At 18.5% G+C, this 19535-nt stretch carries 20 protein-coding genes; 6 read left to right on the top strand and 14 right to left on the bottom strand.

Annotated elements, in window-relative coordinates; all coding sequences use genetic code 11:
• Window positions 1-104: 104 nt before the first annotated feature.
• The 6 genes from cgtA to rplM all read right to left on the bottom strand — a co-directional run bounded on the left by cgtA (window position 105) and on the right by rplM (window position 4124).
• Complete coding sequence (gene cgtA, locus GJU01_RS02230) at window positions 105-1130, bottom strand: Obg family GTPase CgtA (RefSeq protein WP_168868211.1); 1026 nt, start codon at window positions 1128-1130, stop codon at window positions 105-107.
• An 83-nt stretch (window positions 1131-1213) separates the two neighbouring features.
• Window positions 1214-1471: a 50S ribosomal protein L27 gene (rpmA, locus tag GJU01_RS02225; RefSeq protein ID WP_168868210.1), complete on the bottom strand. Its 258-nt coding sequence runs from the start codon at window positions 1469-1471 to the stop codon at window positions 1214-1216.
• 16 nt (window positions 1472-1487) lie between these two features.
• Window positions 1488-1805 carry a 50S ribosomal protein L21 gene (gene rplU / locus GJU01_RS02220; protein WP_168868209.1) on the bottom strand — a complete coding sequence of 106 codons (318 nt, stop codon included), beginning with the start codon at window positions 1803-1805 and terminating at the stop codon, window positions 1488-1490.
• Between the two features lie 89 nt (window positions 1806-1894).
• Complete coding sequence (gene murA / locus GJU01_RS02215; RefSeq protein WP_168868208.1) at window positions 1895-3157, bottom strand: UDP-N-acetylglucosamine 1-carboxyvinyltransferase; 1263 nt, start codon at window positions 3155-3157, stop codon at window positions 1895-1897.
• Between the two features lie 124 nt (window positions 3158-3281).
• Entirely contained in the window at window positions 3282-3680 is a 399-nt protein-coding gene (rpsI, locus tag GJU01_RS02210; protein WP_168868207.1) for a 30S ribosomal protein S9, read from the bottom strand.
• A 21-nt stretch (window positions 3681-3701) separates the two neighbouring features.
• On the bottom strand, window positions 3702-4124 hold the full coding sequence (gene rplM, locus GJU01_RS02205; RefSeq protein ID WP_168868206.1) for a 50S ribosomal protein L13: 423 nt from the start codon (window positions 4122-4124) through the stop codon (window positions 3702-3704).
• 230 nt (window positions 4125-4354) lie between these two features.
• Here rplM and argR point away from each other — a divergent pair, with 230 nt between their 5' ends.
• Window positions 4355-4828: a transcriptional regulator ArgR gene (gene argR, locus GJU01_RS02200; protein WP_168868205.1), complete on the top strand. Its 474-nt coding sequence runs from the start codon at window positions 4355-4357 to the stop codon at window positions 4826-4828.
• Between the two features lie 26 nt (window positions 4829-4854).
• On the opposite strand, the gene serS is transcribed toward argR, so the two are convergent.
• A complete protein-coding gene (serS, locus tag GJU01_RS02195) occupies window positions 4855-6138 on the bottom strand; it encodes a serine--tRNA ligase (protein ID WP_168868228.1) in 1284 nt (427 codons plus the stop codon).
• 140 nt (window positions 6139-6278) lie between these two features.
• On the opposite strand from serS, the gene trxB reads away from it, so the two are divergent.
• Complete coding sequence (trxB, locus tag GJU01_RS02190; RefSeq protein WP_168868204.1) at window positions 6279-7247, top strand: thioredoxin-disulfide reductase; 969 nt, start codon at window positions 6279-6281, stop codon at window positions 7245-7247.
• A 75-nt stretch (window positions 7248-7322) separates the two neighbouring features.
• Here the strand turns inward: trxB and infA are convergent, their stop codons facing one another.
• The 5 genes from infA to ppa all read right to left on the bottom strand — a co-directional run bounded on the left by infA (window position 7323) and on the right by ppa (window position 13101).
• Complete coding sequence (gene infA / locus GJU01_RS02185) at window positions 7323-7541, bottom strand: translation initiation factor IF-1 (protein ID WP_168868203.1); 219 nt, start codon at window positions 7539-7541, stop codon at window positions 7323-7325.
• A gap of 31 nt (window positions 7542-7572) precedes the next feature.
• Window positions 7573-9324, bottom strand: a complete 1752-nt coding sequence (locus GJU01_RS02180) for an ATP-binding cassette domain-containing protein (protein WP_168868202.1) — start codon at window positions 9322-9324, stop codon at window positions 7573-7575.
• A gap of 33 nt (window positions 9325-9357) precedes the next feature.
• A complete protein-coding gene (locus GJU01_RS02175) occupies window positions 9358-11073 on the bottom strand; it encodes an ATP-binding cassette domain-containing protein (RefSeq protein WP_168868201.1) in 1716 nt (571 codons plus the stop codon).
• Between the two features lie 73 nt (window positions 11074-11146).
• The gene (gene eno, locus GJU01_RS02170; protein WP_168868200.1) at window positions 11147-12394 is read right to left on the bottom strand and encodes a phosphopyruvate hydratase; all 1248 of its coding nucleotides are present in this window, start codon (window positions 12392-12394) and stop codon (window positions 11147-11149) included.
• Window positions 12395-12558: 164 nt separating this feature from the next.
• Window positions 12559-13101, bottom strand: coding sequence for an inorganic diphosphatase (ppa, locus tag GJU01_RS02165; protein WP_168868199.1), 543 nt, complete (start codon window positions 13099-13101; stop codon window positions 12559-12561).
• A 159-nt stretch (window positions 13102-13260) separates the two neighbouring features.
• Here ppa and rpoZ point away from each other — a divergent pair, with 159 nt between their 5' ends.
• A complete protein-coding gene (gene rpoZ, locus GJU01_RS02160; RefSeq protein ID WP_168868198.1) occupies window positions 13261-13512 on the top strand; it encodes a DNA-directed RNA polymerase subunit omega in 252 nt (83 codons plus the stop codon).
• Between the two features lie 75 nt (window positions 13513-13587).
• Here rpoZ and gyrB read toward each other — a convergent pair whose 3' ends face one another.
• The gene (gene gyrB / locus GJU01_RS02155) at window positions 13588-15999 is read right to left on the bottom strand and encodes a DNA topoisomerase (ATP-hydrolyzing) subunit B (protein ID WP_168868197.1); all 2412 of its coding nucleotides are present in this window, start codon (window positions 15997-15999) and stop codon (window positions 13588-13590) included.
• Between the two features lie 39 nt (window positions 16000-16038).
• Window positions 16039-17160: a DNA polymerase III subunit beta gene (gene dnaN, locus GJU01_RS02150; protein ID WP_168868196.1), complete on the bottom strand. Its 1122-nt coding sequence runs from the start codon at window positions 17158-17160 to the stop codon at window positions 16039-16041.
• A 150-nt stretch (window positions 17161-17310) separates the two neighbouring features.
• Here dnaN and rpmH point away from each other — a divergent pair, with 150 nt between their 5' ends.
• The 3 genes from rpmH to yidC all read left to right on the top strand — a co-directional run bounded on the left by rpmH (window position 17311) and on the right by yidC (window position 19525).
• Window positions 17311-17457 carry a 50S ribosomal protein L34 gene (gene rpmH, locus GJU01_RS02145; RefSeq protein WP_168868195.1) on the top strand — a complete coding sequence of 49 codons (147 nt, stop codon included), beginning with the start codon at window positions 17311-17313 and terminating at the stop codon, window positions 17455-17457.
• 8 nt (window positions 17458-17465) lie between these two features.
• Window positions 17466-17813: a ribonuclease P protein component gene (rnpA, locus tag GJU01_RS02140; RefSeq protein ID WP_168868194.1), complete on the top strand. Its 348-nt coding sequence runs from the start codon at window positions 17466-17468 to the stop codon at window positions 17811-17813.
• A gap of 74 nt (window positions 17814-17887) precedes the next feature.
• A complete protein-coding gene (yidC, locus tag GJU01_RS02135; RefSeq protein WP_168868193.1) occupies window positions 17888-19525 on the top strand; it encodes a membrane protein insertase YidC in 1638 nt (545 codons plus the stop codon).
• The last annotated feature ends 10 nt before the right edge of the window (window positions 19526-19535 follow it).

Raw genomic sequence — 19535 nt, 5'->3', positions numbered from 1 at the left:
TTTAAGATCCAAATTAAATAAAATTTAATTTAATATAATTTTTTTTATAAAATAATATAAGTAAATAATATAAATATTTTATATCACTAATAAAATAATTGATATTATATATCTTGATTTAATATATATTTTAAAATATCTGTACATAATATTTCTATTCCAATATTTTTTTTTGATGAAATTAAATAAAATTTTTTTATAAATTTATATTTTGTTAAAATTTTATTGATATATAATATTAAATTACTTTGATTATCTATTAAATCAATTTTATTTAAAACAAGCCATTGTTCTTTTAAAAAAATTTTTTTATTATATTTTATAAGTTCAAAATTAATTATATTTATAGCACTAGATATGCTACTAATATTATTATTAATTACTGATGTATCTATAAAATGTAATAATAAGTTACAATATTTAAAATGTTTAATAAAATTTAATCCTAACCCTTTTCCAACTGAAGATTTTTTTATAATACTAGGAACATCTAATATTGAAATAGAAGTATTATTTAATCTATTTTTAATAATTCCTAGAATAGGTTTTATAGTTGTAAAGGGATAATCACCTATTTTAGTATTAGCAGAGGATATTTTTTTTATAAATGTTGATTTACCCGAATTAGGTAACCCTAATACACCTACATTTGCTTTTAAAATAAAATCTAATTTTATTATTTTTTTCTGTCCTAAACAACCTTTAGTTCTTTCATAGGGAGTTCTATTAATAGAAGATTTAAAATTAATATTTCCTAATCCTCCTTTACCTCCTTTTGCAACTAAAAATTTTTGTTTATTTTTTTTAAAAAATATAAGAGTTATTTTTTTTTTTATATCAATAATATTTGTACCTATTGGTACATAAATAATTAAATTTTTACCATTTTTCCCTGTACGTTGAAAACTTTTTCCTTTGAATCCATTTTCAGATATATAATTTTTTTTACTATAGAAATTATTTAAATTATTAATATTATTATTAGATATGAAATATATATTTCCTCCCTTACCTCCATTACCTCCATCAGGGCCTCCTTTGGGAATAAATTTTGCACGATGAAAACTAATACATCCATCTCCTCCATTACCTGCTTGAATATGTATAATTGCTTCATCAAAAAATTTCATTATAACTCCATTTTATACAAAACAGATTTTTATAATTTTAAATATCATTTAATATTTAACTAAAATTAATAAAAAATAAAAAATTATACACTAACAATATTTATATATTTTTTTTTTCTAATCCCCTTAATAGTAAATTTTACAACTCCATTTATTTTTGCAAATAAAGTATGATCTTTACCACATCCTACGTTATTTCCAGCATGAAATTTATTACCTCTTTGTCTTATAAGAATAAATCCTGGTTTTACTTTTTCTCCCCCAAAACATTTAATACCCAATCTTTTAGAATGTGAATCTCTACCATTTCTCGATGAACCACCAGCTTTTTTCTGCGCCATAAAATATTTTCCTATATTAAACTAAATATTGAATTTTAAGAATTTTTATATTTGTAAATAACTGACGATGTCCTTGTATTTTACGAAAGTGTTTTCTTCTACGAAATTTAATTATTTTAATTTTTTTATTTTTACCATGTAACATTAATTTTGCTATTATTTTTGCCCCTGGAATAATAGGATTTCCTATATTTAATTTATTTCCATCATATATTATTAAAATATTTTTAAATTCAATCTTATCTCCAATTTTTCCTGTTATTTTTTCTAATTTAATGATCTGTCCTTGAATAACTTTATATTGTTTACCACAACTATCAAAAATAGCATACATTTATTATCATCCTTATAATATATTTTAAAAAATTAATAACTAATAATATTATTAAATAATTTAATTGTTCAATATTTTAATATTATTAATTATTCATTTTCTAATCTTGTAATATTTGCTCCTAAAGAAATTAATTTATTTTCTATATTTTCATATCCACGATCAATATAATTAACATTATTAACAATTGTTTTACCTTTAGCAATACAACCAGCTAATACTAAACTTATTGATGCTCTTAAGTCTGTAGCTTTAATATTTGCACTATATAGTGATTTTATTCCTTGACAAAAAACTTTATTCTTTTTTAAAAAAATTTTTGCACCCATTTTAATTAATTCATGTATATATAAAAAACGATTTTCAAAAATAGTTTCTTGTACTATACTTTTTCCTAAAGCAATACAATTTAATAAAGTAAATTGAGGTTGCATATCTGTAGGAAACTGAGGATAAGGACCAGTGATGATATTTACTGCTTTTGGTTTTTTATTATTCATATTAATACTACACCAATTTTCTCCTGTTTTAATCTCTGCTCCTATATATTTTAATTTTTTTAAAATTATTTTTAAATTTTTCGGATTAGTATTTTTACATACAATATCTCCCTTAGAAATAGCAGCAGCTACTAAAAAAGTACCTGTTTCTATTCTATCATCCATTACAGTATAAGTACCTCCTTTTAATTTTAAAACACCTTTAATTATTATTCGATTAGTTCCACCACCCTTTATATTAGCGCCCATAGTATTTAAAAAATTAATTAAATCTTTTATTTCTGGTTCTTTAGCCGCATTTTCAATAATAGTTATATTTTTAGCATAAATTGCAGCTAAAATAATACTAATTGTAGCTCCTACACTATTTTTTTTCATTATTATACGAGAACCCATAAATTTTTTATTTATAGATGCAATAATACGATTATTTTTAACATAAATATTTGCACCTAATTTTTGTAAATATTTAATATGTAAATCAATAGGCCTCATACCAATTGAACAACCTCCTGGTAAAGATATATTTATTTTTTTAAAACGTACTAGTAAAGGACTAATTAACCAAATAGAAGCTCTAATAGATTTTATTAAACTTTTAGGAAAATGAAAATTAGAATATAGGTTACTTGTATTTATGATTAATGATTTACCACCTTTAATTTTTACTCCTAAATTTAAAAGTAATTTTATTGTTATATCTATATCTTTTAATTTAGGAATATTTCTAATTTCTATTATTTCTTTTATTAAAAGGGAAGAAAATAAAATAGGTAAAGCTGCATTTTTAGACCCAGAGATATTAACTTCTCCTTTTAATTTTACTGGACCTTTTATTATAAATTTATCCATTTTTTCTCTGAAAATATTAATAAAATATTAAAATAAAAAATAGAGATTATTTTTTAATAAAAAAAATTTTCAAAATAAACTAAGTTTTATTAAAATATTTTTTATAATTAAATAAAATTTAACTTTAACGTTTAGAAAATTGAGGACTACGTCTAGCTTTTTTAAAACCTACTTTTTTACGTTCTACTTTTCTATCATCACGTGTTATAAAACCTTGTTTTTTAAAATTTTTTCTAAAAAAATTATCATATTTTATTAAAGCTCTTGTAATTCCGTGTCTAATGGCTCCTGCTTGTCCTGAAGTCCCTCCTCCCTTAACTGTAATATACAAATCTAATTTATCACTCATTTTGATTAATTCTAAAGGTTTCATTATCATAATACAATATGTTTTTCTAGGGAAAAAAACATTTATATTTTTTTTATTAATAGAAATATTTCCCTTTCCTTTTTTAATAAATACTCTGGCAGAAGAACTTTTTCTTCTTCCAGTTGCATGATAATCATAATTAATTTTTTTCATAAATTTATATCCTTAATAATATTATTCAATATTTAAAATATTTTTTTGTGCTATATGATTATGTATTATTCCTGAATAAATTTTTAATCTATTTAACATTAATAATCCAATTTTATTCTTAGGTAACATTCCTTTCACAGAATGTTGAATTATTTTACAAGGATTCTTTATAATTAATTTTTCAAATGAAATTTTTTTTAATCCTCCAGAATAACCACTATGACTAAAATAAATTTTATCTTTTTTTTTATTTCCTGTTATTTTAATTTTACTTGCATTTACAATAATAATATAATCTCCGATATCAATATGAGGAGAATATAAAATTTTATGTTTTCCCATTAAATAATGTGCTATTATACTCGATAATCTTCCTAAAATTTTATTTTTTGCATTTATAAGATACCATTGACGATAAACTTTTTTTTTAAATAAAATACTCATTTATATATATCCAAAATATAAGTAATTAGTATAATTATATTATTTATTTTTTTTTTAATTTTTTAATAAAAAAATATAAATTTTTATTAAAATATGATAATATAGTTATATTATAAATGCAATTAGTCTTTTTTATTTTGGTATTATATATTTAGTAATATTTCAAAAATAAGTTTTTTATTACTAGATAAGTAATATTTTTGCTTTATTTTTTTGGTGACTTTATGAATATGATTTCTATAAAAAAAAAAGAAGCTAATTTAATTCAAATATTTAAAAATTTAATAAAACAAGAAAAATTCGGTACACAAACTGAAATTGTACGTGCTCTACAAGAAGCAGGATTTCATAATATTAATCAATCTAAAGTATCTAGAATGTTAACAAAATTTGGAGCAGTAAGAATTAGAAATACAAAAATGGAAATGGTATATTGTTTCCCATTAGAATTAGGCGTACCACATACTACTAGCCCTGTAAAAAATCTAGTATTAGATATTGATTATAATGATATTTTGATTATTATTCATACTAGTCCAGGAGCTGCTCAATTAATAGCTAGATTATTAGATTCTTTAGGAAAAGCAGAAGGTATCTTAGGTACAATTGCAGGTGATGATACTATTTTTGTAGTACCTACGCATTTATTTAAAACAATTCAATTATATAATTCTATACAAAATTTATTTGAACAAAAACTATAAAATATATATAATTTACTTGAATTTTTTTATCTTATATATTTTAGTCCCTGCATATATGGTCTTAAAACTTTAGGTATTTTAATTTCTCCGTTTTTAAGTTGATAATTTTCCATAATAGCTGCTAGTGTTCTACCAATTGCTAATCCTGATCCATTTAAAGTATGTATAAAAGAAATTTTATTATCTTTAATTCTTTTATATCTCGCTTTTATTCTTCTAGCTTGAAAATCCCCCATATTAGAACAAGAAGAAATTTCATAATATTTATTTTTTGAAGGAAACCATACTTCTAAATCATAAGTTTTACTTGATGAAAAACTCATATCACCTGTACATAATAATACTTTTCTATATGGTAAATTTAATAATTTCAATATTGTTTCTGCATTTTCCGTAATTTGTTCTAAAGCTTTAATAGAATATTCAGGTTTTACTAATTGTACTAATTCTACTTTATCAAATTGATGTGTTCGTATTAATCCTTTATTATATTTTCCATATGAACCTACTTCAGATCTAAAACAAGGACTATGTGCAACTAATTTAATTGGTAATTCTTTTTCTTTAATAATTTTATTATATACTAAATTAGTTAAAGGTACTTCTGCTGTTGGAATTAAAAAATAATCTTCTATATTAGATGACTTAAAGCTTTTTATATGAAAAAGATCTTTACTAAATTTAGGTAATTGTCCAGTACCATATAAAGCTTGTTTTTTTACTATATAGGGAACATAAATTTCCTTATAATTATGATTATTAATATGAATATTTAACATAAATTGAATTAAAATTCTATGTAAATATGCTATTAATCCTTTTAAAACAAAAAATTTAGATCCACTTAAGTTAACTCCTGCTTCTAAATCAATACCTTTATTTAAAATACCTAGTTCTAAATGATCACGTATAGGAAAATCATGTTTAATTATTTTACCCCATTTACTTATTTCTTTATTTTCTTTAGTATTATTTCCTATAGGTACATCATTTAACGGTAGATTTGGTATTAAATTATAAACTTTATTTATACTTTTTTTAATATTATCTAATATAATTTTATTTTTTGAAATTTGATTATTAATATTAATGACTATCACTTTATATTCAGATATATTATGAATATTGTGTTGAGATATATTTTTAGTTATTTGGTTTTTTTTAATCTGTAATTTTTCTATTTTAACTTGAAAAATTTTTCTTTTTTGTTCTAATTTATTTATTAAATTAATATCTAAATAAAAATTTCTTTTTTTTAGAATTTTATATACATAATTAATATTATTACGTAATAAATTTACATCTAACATAATACTTTCCATATATATAAATATACTACATAATTTTAGCATAAAAAATTATTTTATACATATTTAAATTTTTAAAAACATCTGATATTTAATATGTTATATTTTATATAATAATGAAAATATTAAAATAATAAATATATATGGAAAATAGTAAAAAAACAAAACTTCTTATTTTAGGATCTGGTCCTGCAGGATATACTGCAGCAATATATGCGGCAAGAGCTAATTTAAATCCTATAATAGTTACAGGAGATCAAATTGGAGGACAATTAACACAAACTTATAATATAGAAAATTGGCCAGGAAATTTTCCCAATATAACTGGACAAAAATTAATGGATCAATTATATAATCATGCATTATATTTTGGAACTAATATTATAAATGACACAATAACAAAAATTATTAATTTTAAAAAAACACCTTTTATTGTAAAAGGTAATTTATTTACATATAAATGTGATAGTATAATTATTGCAACAGGATCATATCCTAGATTTTTAGGTTTAGATTCTGAAAAAAAATTTATAGGCAAAGGTGTTTCTTCTTGCGCTATTTGTGATGGTTTCTTCTATCGTAATAAAGTAGTTGCAATTATAGGAGGTGGTAATACTGCAATAGAAGAAGCATTATATTTATCTAAAATTACATCTACAATACATTTAATTCATAGAAAAAATAATTTTATTGCTGAAAAAATATTACTACAAAAATTAAAATTATTAGTAAAAAATAAAAAAATAATATTACATGTTCCTTATATAGTTAAAGAAATATTAGGTAATGATATTGGAGTAACAGGAATAAAAATTGCTTCTTTAAACAATAAAAATATTAAAATTATTCCAGTGTATGGAATATTTGTATTAATTGGTACAGTACCTAATAGTTTTTTATTTCAAAAAATATTAAATTTAAATAAAAATGGTTATATATTAACTAATAAAAATAAATTTAAAAAATCAAATTTTACAGAAACTAATATTGCTGGAATTTTTGCTGCTGGTGATGTTATGGATAATAATTATAGACAGGCAATCACATCAGCAGCTACAGGATGTATGGCTGCATTAGATGCAAAAAAATTTTTGAATAATATTGATAAATAATTAATTATTTTTTAAATAATTTCTCATTTTATATAAATTATAAATTTTTTAGAAAATTATTTAATTAATATTAAATTATCGACTGCGAAAAATAATTCTACCCTTTTCTAAATCGTAAGGTGTTAATTCAACGGTAACTTTATCTCCTGTTAATATACGAATATAATTTTTTCTCATTTTACCTGAAATATGAGCTGTTATTATATGCCCATTTTCTAATTTTACATGAAAAATAGTATTAGGTAATGTATTCAATACTACACCTTGCATCTCTATATTATCTTCTTTAGACATTATTATACCTTATATCTATAAAATATTATTATTACAATTTTATATTATTTTTTATATAATTCCAATAATATCCTTTTTTATTTATTAAATAATCATATTTACCTTTTTCAACTAAAAAACCATTATACATAAAATAAATACAATCCATTTTTTTCATAATATTAATATTATGTGTAATAAACATAACTGTTTTTTTTTTAAAAATAGATAAAATTAAATTAACCATTTTAATGGATGAAATTTGATCTAATCCTTCTGTAAGTTCATCTAATAAAATTAAATTACCATTATGTAATATGATTCTTGCTATACCTAATTTTTTTAATTCTCCTCCTGACAAAATTCTACCTCCTTCTCCCATCCATTGATTTAAATTATTATTTTTATTTAATAATTTTTTTAAACCAACTAATTTTAAAATTTTTATTAAATATTGATTATTAATATCTATATTATTTTGATTACTTAATAAAATATTATTTCTTAATGTATCACTAAATAAATATATTTTTTGAGGTAATACACTTATATTTTTTCTTAATGAAAATAAATCCCATTTTTGTAAATTATATTTATTTAAACAAATTTTCCCTTTTACAGGATTCCATGCTCGAGTTAATAACATAAATAATGTAGATTTACCACTCCCATTATATCCGGTAATTGCTATTTTTTGTCTTTTTTTTATATGTAAAGATATATTTTTTAAAATATATGGATATTTTTTATTGTAATAAAAAAATAGGTTATTTATACGTATATCTAAAGAATTATAGATATAATTTTTATTTTTATTTTTATTTAAAAAATAAATATTTGGTTTCTGTTTTATAATATTAAAAATTTTTTTAGCTGAAAATAAAATTTCATGAATATTTTGAAAAATATTACTTAAAGGAAATAATATTTTAGAAAATGTTATTAAAAATAATACAAAGATTATAATTTTATATTGTAATTTAATATTATTAATACATATATGATTATAAAATAATATAATAATTATATTAATATCAGTTATAATATTTACTAATAATTGTGAATTAATATTATAATTATTTCTTATTAATTGTATTTTTTGCCATTTTAATTCTAAAATATTAATTTTATTAGATATATAATTTATTCCTTCAAAAATTTTATATTCTATACAATGCGATAAAAAATTATTTACTAAATAATAATATTTTTTTTTTATATCTATATTTTTTTTTCCTATTATTTTACCATTTTTATAAAAATAAAAAAAATAAAATATTATTAATATAATTATATTAGTTAATAAAATAAGAAAAAAAATTTTATTTAATAAAATTAAATATATTAAAGTAATTAAGGTAATAATACTTATTATTAAAAAAGGTGTAATTATTTGTAAATATAAAAAATCTAACGTTTCAATATCTGAAATTAATATATTTAAGATTTCAATATTATCAATTAAAGTTAAATTAGAAGGATATAAAGGAAAAATTTTTTTTAAAATTAAAATTCTTAAATTTTTTAATAAATATAAAGTATTATTATGTTGAATTATTTTTTCAAAATATTTAGTAATAGTTTTTATTATTGAAATAAATCTAATAATTGTTGTAGGAATAATATAATTATAATATATACCATTATTTTCAATATTTAATAAAAAAGTAGAAGATAATAAATATCCAGAAATTATTGATAAACATAAATTCATTAAATTATTTATTATAGATAAAAAAATTCCTAAAAAAATTTTTTTAATATGTTTTTGATAATTTTTTAAAAAATATAATAAATAAAACATTCTGTAAATTCTTTATTTTAATAAAATTTTTTTTTAAAATTTTAAAATATTTTTTTTTATAATTTTACCATGTTCCATATACCAAATTTCATTATAATAATTTATTTGATATATTTTATGTGTAATAGTTATGTTAATTTTTAATGGTGTAATATATTGTTTTATTGATTTAATAATATCTAATTGACTTTTAATATCAATATTAGATATTGGCTCATCTAATAATAATATTAGATAATTTTTAATTAATGCTCTAGCAATTGCAAGTTTTTGTATTTGACCTACTGATAAATATACATTTTCTTGATATAAAGATGTATCTATCCCTTTAGGTAATTTTTTTAAAAAATTTATTATACCAAGATCTCTTATAATTTTTTGTATTTTATTTTTATTTAATTGTTTATTAAAAAATAAATTTTTTCTAATTGTTATAGCGGGTAATTTAGGATTTTGTTGAACACATGAAACTTGTTTATACCAACTAGATAAATCTATATCTTTTAATTCAATATTATTAATCTTAAATGAACCATTATAAGGTAATATACCTAAAAATATATTAAATAATGTTGTTTTACCACATCCATTAGGACCAATAATAACTATATTTTGTCCAGAAAATATTTTAAAAGACATAGGACCTATTAATATATTTCCTTTTGGATCTTTCACAACTAAATTTTTAGCTTCTATTTTTAATTTATTTATTTTTTCCAAAAAAATTTTTTTTTTATTTTCTAAATTAGAGTATTTTTTATTATTTAATAATTCTATAATACTATTAGCTGCACCAATTGCTTTAGATTTTATATGATATAGTAATCCTAAATTACTAAAATTTTGAAAATATTCAGAAATTAACATTAATATAAAAAAACTATGTGAGATTTTAATATTTTTATTATAAAAACCAAAATTTATTATATGTAAATATGTAAAACTAAAATACATAATAATAAAAGCTAAAGAAATAGAAGAAAAAAATTCTAAAATAGCTGAGGTTAAAAAAATAATTTTTAATATTTCAATATTTTTTTTTCTATATTTTTCTATATAAAAAGAAATTTTTTTTATTTCTATTATAGATAGATTAAATAATCTAATAGTTTCTATACCTTTTAATCTGTCAAAAAATAAACTATTTATAATAGATAATATTTTAAAATTTTTTTTATTTTTTTTATTTGCATTTTTACCAATTAATATTATAAAAAATATTGCTATTATACTAACAATAATTAATATTATATCAATAATCCAACTAATATAAAATATAGTAATCAGAATTATTAATATTATAATTTTAACAGTAAAAAAATGAGGTACATATTGATTATAATAATTTTGTAAATTTTCTACTTGATTAATGATTAATGATATATCGGACCCTGATGTTTGATGACTATAATATTTATAATATATAGATGTTAACTTATTTAAAATTTTTTTTCTAATAGAAATTTTTATTATTTGACTATAATAAAAATTAATTTTATTTATTATAATATTTATAAACATTTTTATTATAAAACATAAAAATAATATTATATAATAATGAAAAATTTTATTTTTATTTTCTTTTAAAAAGAAAGTTTGTATTTGTTTAGATAATATCCAATTTTGTATAATTAATATACATATATTAATAAAATTTAATAAATAAGATATTTTTAAGAAATTTTTAGCAAAAAAACTTTGTTTTTTTAACCATAAAATTATTTCTTTTTCTGTATATATTTTTTTCATTTTAAATTATAAATATAGTAAAATAGTATTTTACTATGTTGTATATATACACAACATAGTTTATAAAAATAATTTATAATTTTTCTTCAATTCTAATTAATTGATTATATTTTGCATTTCTATCAGAACGACTCATTGAACCTGTTTTAATTTGATCAGCATTTGTTCCTACAGCTAAATCTGAAATAAATGTATCTTCTGTTTCTCCAGATCTATGTGAAATAATAATTTTATATCCTGCTTTTTGAGCCATTCTAATAGTTGTTAATGTTTCTGTAAGTGATCCAATTTGATTTAATTTTATTAAAATAGCATTAGCAACTTTATTTTTAATACCTTTTTTTAAATATTTTTTATTAGTAACAAATAAATCATCTCCTACTAATTGTATTTTATTACCTAATATTTTTGTTTGATATATAAACCCATTCCAATCATTTTCATCTAAACCATCTTCTATAGAAGTAATAGGATATTTTTTAGTTAAATTATATAAAAAATTTGTAAATTCTTTTGAAGAAAGATTAAGATTCTCACTATTTAAATAATATTTATTATTACAAAATAATTCTGAAGCAGCACAGTCAATTGCAAAAGTAATATCTTTTCCCAGAATAAACCCAGCATTATTAACTGCTTCTGACATCATATTAAATGCTTCACTATTATTTTTTAAATTTGGAGCATAACCTCCTTCATCTCCAACAGAAGTAATTAATTTATTTTTTTTTAATACAATAAATAAATTATGAAATACTTCGGCACCATAACGTATTGCTTCCCTTATATTTTTTGCACTAATAGGTTGAATCATAAATTCTTGTATATCTAAATTATTATCAGCATGTTTTCCACCATTAATAATATTAATCATTGGTAGTGGCATAAAAAATTTTTTTTCAGTATGATTAATATTACTAATATGTTGAAATAATGGAATATTATTAAATAAAGCAGAGGCTCTAGCATTAGCTAAAGAAACAGCTAAAATTGTATTAGCTCCAAAATTAGATTTATTTTCAGTATTATCTAAATTAATCATAATTTCATCGATATTTGACTGATTTAATGAATTTTGATTAATTAAATATTTATTAAAAATATTATTAATTATTTTAACAGATTTTAATACTCCTTTACCTAAAAATCTTTTTTTATTTCCATCACGTAATTCAATTGCTTCTTTAGATCCTGTTGACGCTCCAGAAGGAATGGAAGCCATACCAACGATATTATTACTTAAATGTACTTCTGCTTCAATAGTAGGATATCCTCTAGAATCAATAATTTCTCTTCCTACTATTTTTTTTATTTTAGACATCTGAATTCCTTATAAAATTAATAATATAAATAAAATATTATTTAAAAATTTTTCATAAAGAGTATATTAATATTTTATATATTAACAAACTTAATATGTATATTAATAAAATAAATATAATAAATTTTAATTTGATAAAATAATAATATAATTTTATCAAAATATTAAATACTATTTTTTTTCTGTTTAAATCTTTTAATAGAAAGTAAAATTTCTTTTTGTGCTTGAAAAATATTTTCCCAATTATTTACTTGACACCATTTTTTTGGTTCTAAATCTTTATAGTGTTTAAAAAAATATACAATTTGTTTTTTTAATAATACAGGTAAATTATTTATATCTTTTATTAAAGTAAATTCTTGAGAAATTTTATCATGTGGTACTGCAATTATTTTTTTATCATCTCCAGCTTCATCTAACATATTTAATAAACCTATAGGACGACATCGTATTACAGATCCTGGTATAATAGAATATTTAGTTATCACTAATACATCTAATGGGTCTTTATCTAAAGATAAAGTATTATTTATATATCCATAATTAAATGGATAAAATATAGGTATATTAATAAATCGATCTACAAATAACATTTCATATTTTTTATTAACTTCATATTTTATACTATTAGAATTAGAAGATATTTCAATAATTACATTAATATCATTAGGAATATTTTTACCAGAGGGTATATCATTAAAATTCATATAATAAGTTCCTTAAAATATAAAAAATGTTTTAAAATATTAAAATTTTATGTTTTTAAAAAACATGATATAATAACTAACATATTTTATGTCATATTACTTAAAATAAAATTAATAGTTTAATTTATTAATTTTTTTATAAAAAATGGTATATTCATAATGGCTAGAGTTACTGTAGAAAAAGCTGTTAAAAAAATAGGTAATAGATTTGATTTAGTTATAATAGCATCTAAAAGAGCTAGACAAATCCAAATCAGGGGTAAAATTCCTTTATTACCTGAAAAAAATGATAAAACAACTATTTTAGCATTAAGAGAAATTGAACAGGGATTAATAAATCAAAAAATTGTAGATAATTATGAAAAAAATATAGATAAAAAATTTCAATCTATTGATTTATATAACTATTAATCTGCTTTATATAAATTATTTTTATAAAAAATTTTTTTATTACATATTTATAAATTTTTTTCTAAAATTAATAAATTAAATATCAATATTAGTTACTTTTAAAGCATTATTTTTTATAAATAATCTTCTAGGTTCCACTTCATCACCCATAAGTGTAGAAAATAATTTATCTGCTTTTATAGCATCTTGAATTGTTACTTTTAACATATTTCTAGTTAAAGGATTCATAGTAGTTTCCCATAATTGGTTAGGATTCATTTCACCTAATCCTTTATATCTCTGTACAGTAAAACTTTTTTTTGATTCTTTTAATAACCATTTTAAACCTTCTTCAAAAGAGTTAATATATTGATATTTTTGTCCTTTTCCTACACGAAAAATTTTTTTTTCTTTTAAAGAAATTAGTTTATTACCTAATACACATATATTTTTATATTCATCACTAATAAAAAAATTATAATTTAATAAATATTTATTTGTATTACCATATCTATTTTCATAAATTATTGGTTCAAAAATGTTTTTTTGTATATTTTTATATATATCTCCTGAATAATTAATATTACTATATTTTTTATTCAAAAATAATAATAAATTAGTTATCCATAAATTTACATTATCATAATTATTTAATTTTTCTAACTTTATATTATATAATATTCCATTTAATATTTTATTAGAAAAAATATATTTTGAAGATTTTATATTTTTTTTTATTAAATTATATTCATTAACTAATTTTAGTAATTTTTGGTCTGATAATTTTTTTTTTGTATTTTTAAAAAAAAACGTAGCTTTATTTAAAGCTATATTTAGTATAAAATTTTCCATTTCTTTATTATTTTTAATATATAATTTTTTATTACCCTTTTTAATTCTATATAATGGGGGTTGTGCAATATATATATATCCTTTTTCTATAATTTTGGGCATTTGACGATAAAAAAATGTTAATAATAAAGTACGAATATGTGCTCCATCTACATCAGCATCCGTCATTATAATAATATTATGATATCTTAGTTTATCTAAATTATATTTTCCAGAATGGATATTACAACCTAAAGCAGTAATTAATGTAATTATTTCCTGAGAAGAAATAATTTTGTTAAAACCAGCTTTTTCTACATTAAGAATTTTACCCTTTAAAGGTAAAATTGCTTGATTTTTTCTATTTCTTCCCTGTTTGGCAGATCCTCCTGCAGAATCACCTTCTACTAAATAAATTTCAGATAATTTAGGATTATTTTCTTGGCAATCAGATAATTTTCCTGGTAATCTAGATATACTAAGGATATTTTGATTTTTTATAATATCTTTTGTTTTTCTTGCTAAATCTCTTATTTTTGCCGCATGTATGATTTTTTCTATTATTTTTTTAGCATCATTAGGATTTTCTAATAAAAAAAACATTAATTGTTGATTAACATAACATTCTACTAAAGATTTTATTTCTGATGAAATTAATTTTTCTTTAGTCTGAGAAGAAAATTTAGGATTTGATATTTTAATAGAGATAATTGCAATTAAACCTTCTCTTGTATCTTCTCCTGTTATATTTATATTTTTCTTTTTATTATAGCCTTCTTTATCTATATATAAATTAATTGTACGTGTTATAGCTGCTTTCAATCCAGATAAATGAGTCCCTCCATTTTCTTGCGGTATATTATTTGTAAAACAATATATTTTTTCTTTAAAAGAATTATTCCATTGCATAACAATTTCTATATTTACTGTATCATTTTCTTTATGGCAATAAAAAACATTTTTATGGATAAGAATATTATTCTTATTTAAATATTTAATAAATTCTTGTATACCTCCATAATATTTAAATGAATTATATTTATTATTTCTAATATCAGTAATTGAAATAAATAATCCTGAATTTAAAAATGATAATTCTCTTAATCTTTTAGATAAAATTTTATAATTAAAAGCTTGAATATTTGTAAAGATATCATAATTAGGCCAAAATCTTATTTTGGTACCTGTAGTTTTACTTATACCAATAATTTGTAATTCATTTTGTGGTACTCCATTATAATATAATTGTTTGTATAATTTCCCATTTCTTTTAATAATTAACTTTAATTTTTTAGATAATGCATTTACTACAGAAATACCTACACCGTGTAATCCTCCTGATATTTTGTAAGATTTATGATTAAATTTTCCACCTGAATGTAATATAGTCATAATTACTTCTGCTGCTGATATTTTAGCTTCTTTATGAATATCAGTCGGAATACCTCTTCCATCATCACTAATAGAAATAGAATGATCATTATAAATGATAACATTTATATTTTTACAATAACCAGAAAGAGATTCGTCTATTGCATTATCTATAACTTCAAAAACCATATGATGAAGTCCGGTACCATCATCTGTATTTCCAATATACATTCCAGGTCTTTTTTTAACTGCATCTAACCCTTTTAAAATTTGAATACTTGATGAATCATAATATTTATTTTTCAAATTTCACTCTCATTTTTTTATAAAAAAATAATATAATTTTTAAATTTTCATTGGCATAATTAAATAAATTTTATTTTTTTCATAATTATCTTCTATTTGTATACTAGAAATATTATTAGTAAAAGAAATTTTAATAATATTACTTTCTAATACATTAATAACACTAATTAAATAGTTAATATTTAATGATATAGTGATATTATACTCTTCACTATTATTCTGTTTTTCTATTTCTAATGTTTCTTCAACTCTTTCATTATTAATATTACTACTAAATATTTTTAAATAATTATGATTAAATAATAATGTTATTCCTTTAGTTCTTTCATTAACTAGAATAGATATTCTATTTAAAGAATTTTTTAATTCTATACGATTAATTTTTATCATTTTATAAAAACATTTAGGTATAATGTTTTCATAATTAGGAAAATTACTTTCAATTAATTTAGATATAAATTTTAAATTATTAAAAATAAAACAAATATTATTATGATTAATTCTAATATTAATTAATTCATCAGTATTATTAAGTAATTTAAATAATTCAAAGATACTTTTTTTAGGAATAATAACATAATAATCAATAATTTTTTTAGTTATAATATAAGTATAAATAGATAATCTATGTCCGTCAGTAGATACAATATTGAGAATATTATTTTTAATTTTTAATAATAAACCATTTAAATATTTTCTTACATCATTATCTGCTATAGAAAAATAAGTAGAATATATAAATTTTTTCATTATCTTATTTTTAATATTAAATTCTATATCATATTTTATAAAATTTATAGTAGGGAAATTATCTACCGATAAAGTTGATATTTTAAAAAAACAATTTTTTGATGATATAATTACTTTATTATTACTAAATGTAAATTTTATTTCGTTATTTTTAGGTAAACTATGACATATATTATAAAATTTTTTTCCTTGAAGTATAACTGAATATTTTTTTTTATTATTTATATTTTTAATAAATGATGTAATTTCAATTTCTAAATTAGTACTTTTAAAAAAAATTATTCCATTCTCCATTATTTCTATTAAAATATTATTAATAATAGGATGTATAGATTTATTATTAATAATATTTGTTACATGTTTTAATGGTTTAATTAATAATTCACGATTAATAATAATATTATTTTCCATTATTTTATATTTTATAAAAAATTATAATAAAAATTTTTTTATAATTATAACATAATTAAATTTTTAATTATTTAAATTAAAAAATGATATATAAAATATAAATTTTATGTAATAATTAATTTATTAAAAATATGTATAAGTATAAATTTTATGAAACGTACTTTTCAACCATCTATATTAAAAAGAAAAAGATCTCACGGATTTAGAAATAGAATGAAAACAAAAAATGGTAGAAAAATAATAAATCGTCGTCGTAGTAAAAATCGTATATATTTAAGTATTTCAGATAAAAATTAAAATAAAAAATGAATAATTTAGATTTTTCTAAAAAAAAGCGATTAACTTCATTAGATTTTAATATTATATTTCTTAATCCAATTAAATTAAATAATAAATATTATACTATTTTAAGTAAAATAAATTATATAAAATATTCTCGTATAGGAATTATTATACCTAAAAAAATAGTTCATAAAACTAATCTTAGAAATAAATTTAAAAGAACTATACGTGAATATTTTCGTTTAAATCAATATTCGTTTATAATTATGGATTATGTTATAATTATAAACAATAAAAATATTTTAAAAATAAATAATTTTTTTTTAAAGAAATATTTAGAAAATATATGGCATTTCTTTAAAATAAAATAATTTTTTTAAAATAATTATTATTTTTAAGTTATAATTTTGTTTAATATTAAATAAATTAAAATGAGCACAAAATAATGAATTCAAAAAATAATATTATTATAATTATTTTTTGTTTATGTAGTGTTATTATTTTAAATAATTATCAAAAAATATATAGTTATATTAAAAATGACACAAAATCAATTATTAATAAAAATATAATAAATATAGAGAATAAATCTCAAAAAATTTCTAATATTATTGCAAATAATAATATTTTAGTAAAAACTAATAAGTTTCTTCTGCAAATTAATCCTGATGGAGGTACTATTGAAAAAGTACAACTGTTAGATTATTTAGATAAATTAAATTCTAAAAAATTTTTTACTTTATTAAGAAAAAATTCTGATTTTATTTATCAAATAAAAAGTGGTATAATTCAAAAAAATAATTTTAAAAAAAATCAATTTTTTAATAAAAATTTTAAATTTTTTTCAAAATCATATAATTTTAATTTAAAAAAAAATAAAAATATATTAAAAATACCTTTATTTTTTATAAAAAAAAATATTTTATATATAAAAATATTTTCTTTTACAAAAGACAATTATTTAATAAATATTAATTATCAAATTTATAATAAAAGTAAAAAACCTATTTATTTAGGAATATTTGGCCAAATTGATAAATCTAGTTATACTCCTAAAAAATATTTAGATAAAAAACAAAATAATATTTCTACTAAAATATTTAATAATGTAGCTGTTTCTACAGAAAATAATAAATTTAAAAAATATAAATTTTCCAATATTTTAAAAAATAAGGTAATAAATATTTCTGTAAATTATGGATGGATAGCTATGTTACAAAAATATTTTACTTCAGCTTGGATTATTCCTAAACTACCTCAAAAAAGTAATATATATATAACAAAATTATTTAATAATATTATTAGTATTGGATTTAAATCTGCCAATTATTTAATTTTGCCAGGAGAAAAATATAATTTTACATCTAAATTATGGATAGGGCCTAAAATTCAAGAAAAAATGTCTAAAATTGCACCTTTTCTAGATTTAACTATAGATTATGGTTTTTGGAGTTTTTTATCAAAACCATTATTTAAATTATTAAATTTATTATTTAATTTAATAGGAAATTGGGGTTTTTCAATCATTATAATTACTTTAATAATAAGAGTATTAACATATCCTTTATCAAAACAACAATATATAGCTATAGCTAAAATGAATTTTTTACAACCAAAAATTAAAAAAATTAAAAAAACTTTTGGTCATAACAAAGAAAAATTTACTAAAGAAATAATTTCATTATATAAAAAAGAAAATTTAAATCCACTATCTGGTTTTATACCTTTTATTATTCAAATGCCTATATTTCTATCTTTATATTATACATTAACTAATTCTATAGAATTAAGGCATGCTTCATTTATTTTTTGGATAAAAGATCTATCATCACAAGATCCATATTATATTTTACCTATTATAATGAGTATTACTATGTTAATAATCCAAAAAATTTCTCAAAGTAATTTTAATAAAGATAGTATACAAGAAAAATTTACATATATAATACCTATTATTTTTAGTTTATTTTTTTTATGGCTTCCTTCAGGATTAGTTTTATATTATATAATCAATAATATTATAACTATTTTACAACAAAAATGGATTTTTTATAAAATACAAAATGAATATTATTCAACATAATGATTTTATT

It is taken from the genome of Enterobacteriaceae endosymbiont of Donacia vulgaris, assembly GCF_012568445.1.
GTDB lineage: Bacteria > Pseudomonadota > Gammaproteobacteria > Enterobacterales > Enterobacteriaceae.
Note: the sequence above shows the minus strand (reverse complement) of the source record. Positions and strands in the feature narration are given on the sequence as shown.

What these genes read in the sequence shown, in the direction of transcription:
- cgtA (WP_168868211.1), bottom strand. Translation starts at nt 1,130, where the DNA reads ATGAAATTTTTTGATGAAGCAATTATACATATTCAAGCAGGTAATGGA.
- rpmA (WP_168868210.1), bottom strand. Translation starts at nt 1,471, where the DNA reads ATGGCGCAGAAAAAAGCTGGTGGTTCATCGAGAAATGGTAGAGATTCA.
- rplU (WP_168868209.1), bottom strand. Translation starts at nt 1,805, where the DNA reads ATGTATGCTATTTTTGATAGTTGTGGTAAACAATATAAAGTTATTCAA.
- murA (WP_168868208.1), bottom strand. Translation starts at nt 3,157, where the DNA reads ATGGATAAATTTATAATAAAAGGTCCAGTAAAATTAAAAGGAGAAGTT.
- rpsI (WP_168868207.1), bottom strand. Translation starts at nt 3,680, where the DNA reads ATGAAAAAAATTAATTATGATTATCATGCAACTGGAAGAAGAAAAAGT.
- rplM (WP_168868206.1), bottom strand. Translation starts at nt 4,124, where the DNA reads ATGAGTATTTTATTTAAAAAAAAAGTTTATCGTCAATGGTATCTTATA.
- argR (WP_168868205.1), top strand. Translation starts at nt 4,355, where the DNA reads ATGATTTCTATAAAAAAAAAAGAAGCTAATTTAATTCAAATATTTAAA.
- serS (WP_168868228.1), bottom strand. Translation starts at nt 6,138, where the DNA reads ATGTTAGATGTAAATTTATTACGTAATAATATTAATTATGTATATAAA.
- trxB (WP_168868204.1), top strand. Translation starts at nt 6,279, where the DNA reads ATGGAAAATAGTAAAAAAACAAAACTTCTTATTTTAGGATCTGGTCCT.
- infA (WP_168868203.1), bottom strand. Translation starts at nt 7,541, where the DNA reads ATGTCTAAAGAAGATAATATAGAGATGCAAGGTGTAGTATTGAATACA.
- GJU01_RS02180 (WP_168868202.1), bottom strand. Translation starts at nt 9,324, where the DNA reads ATGTTTTATTTATTATATTTTTTAAAAAATTATCAAAAACATATTAAA.
- GJU01_RS02175 (WP_168868201.1), bottom strand. Translation starts at nt 11,073, where the DNA reads ATGAAAAAAATATATACAGAAAAAGAAATAATTTTATGGTTAAAAAAA.
- eno (WP_168868200.1), bottom strand. Translation starts at nt 12,394, where the DNA reads ATGTCTAAAATAAAAAAAATAGTAGGAAGAGAAATTATTGATTCTAGA.
- ppa (WP_168868199.1), bottom strand. Translation starts at nt 13,101, where the DNA reads ATGAATTTTAATGATATACCCTCTGGTAAAAATATTCCTAATGATATT.
- rpoZ (WP_168868198.1), top strand. Translation starts at nt 13,261, where the DNA reads ATGGCTAGAGTTACTGTAGAAAAAGCTGTTAAAAAAATAGGTAATAGA.
- dnaN (WP_168868196.1), bottom strand. Translation starts at nt 17,160, where the DNA reads ATGGAAAATAATATTATTATTAATCGTGAATTATTAATTAAACCATTA.
- rpmH (WP_168868195.1), top strand. Translation starts at nt 17,311, where the DNA reads ATGAAACGTACTTTTCAACCATCTATATTAAAAAGAAAAAGATCTCAC.
- rnpA (WP_168868194.1), top strand. Translation starts at nt 17,466, where the DNA reads ATGAATAATTTAGATTTTTCTAAAAAAAAGCGATTAACTTCATTAGAT.
- yidC (WP_168868193.1), top strand. Translation starts at nt 17,888, where the DNA reads ATGAATTCAAAAAATAATATTATTATAATTATTTTTTGTTTATGTAGT.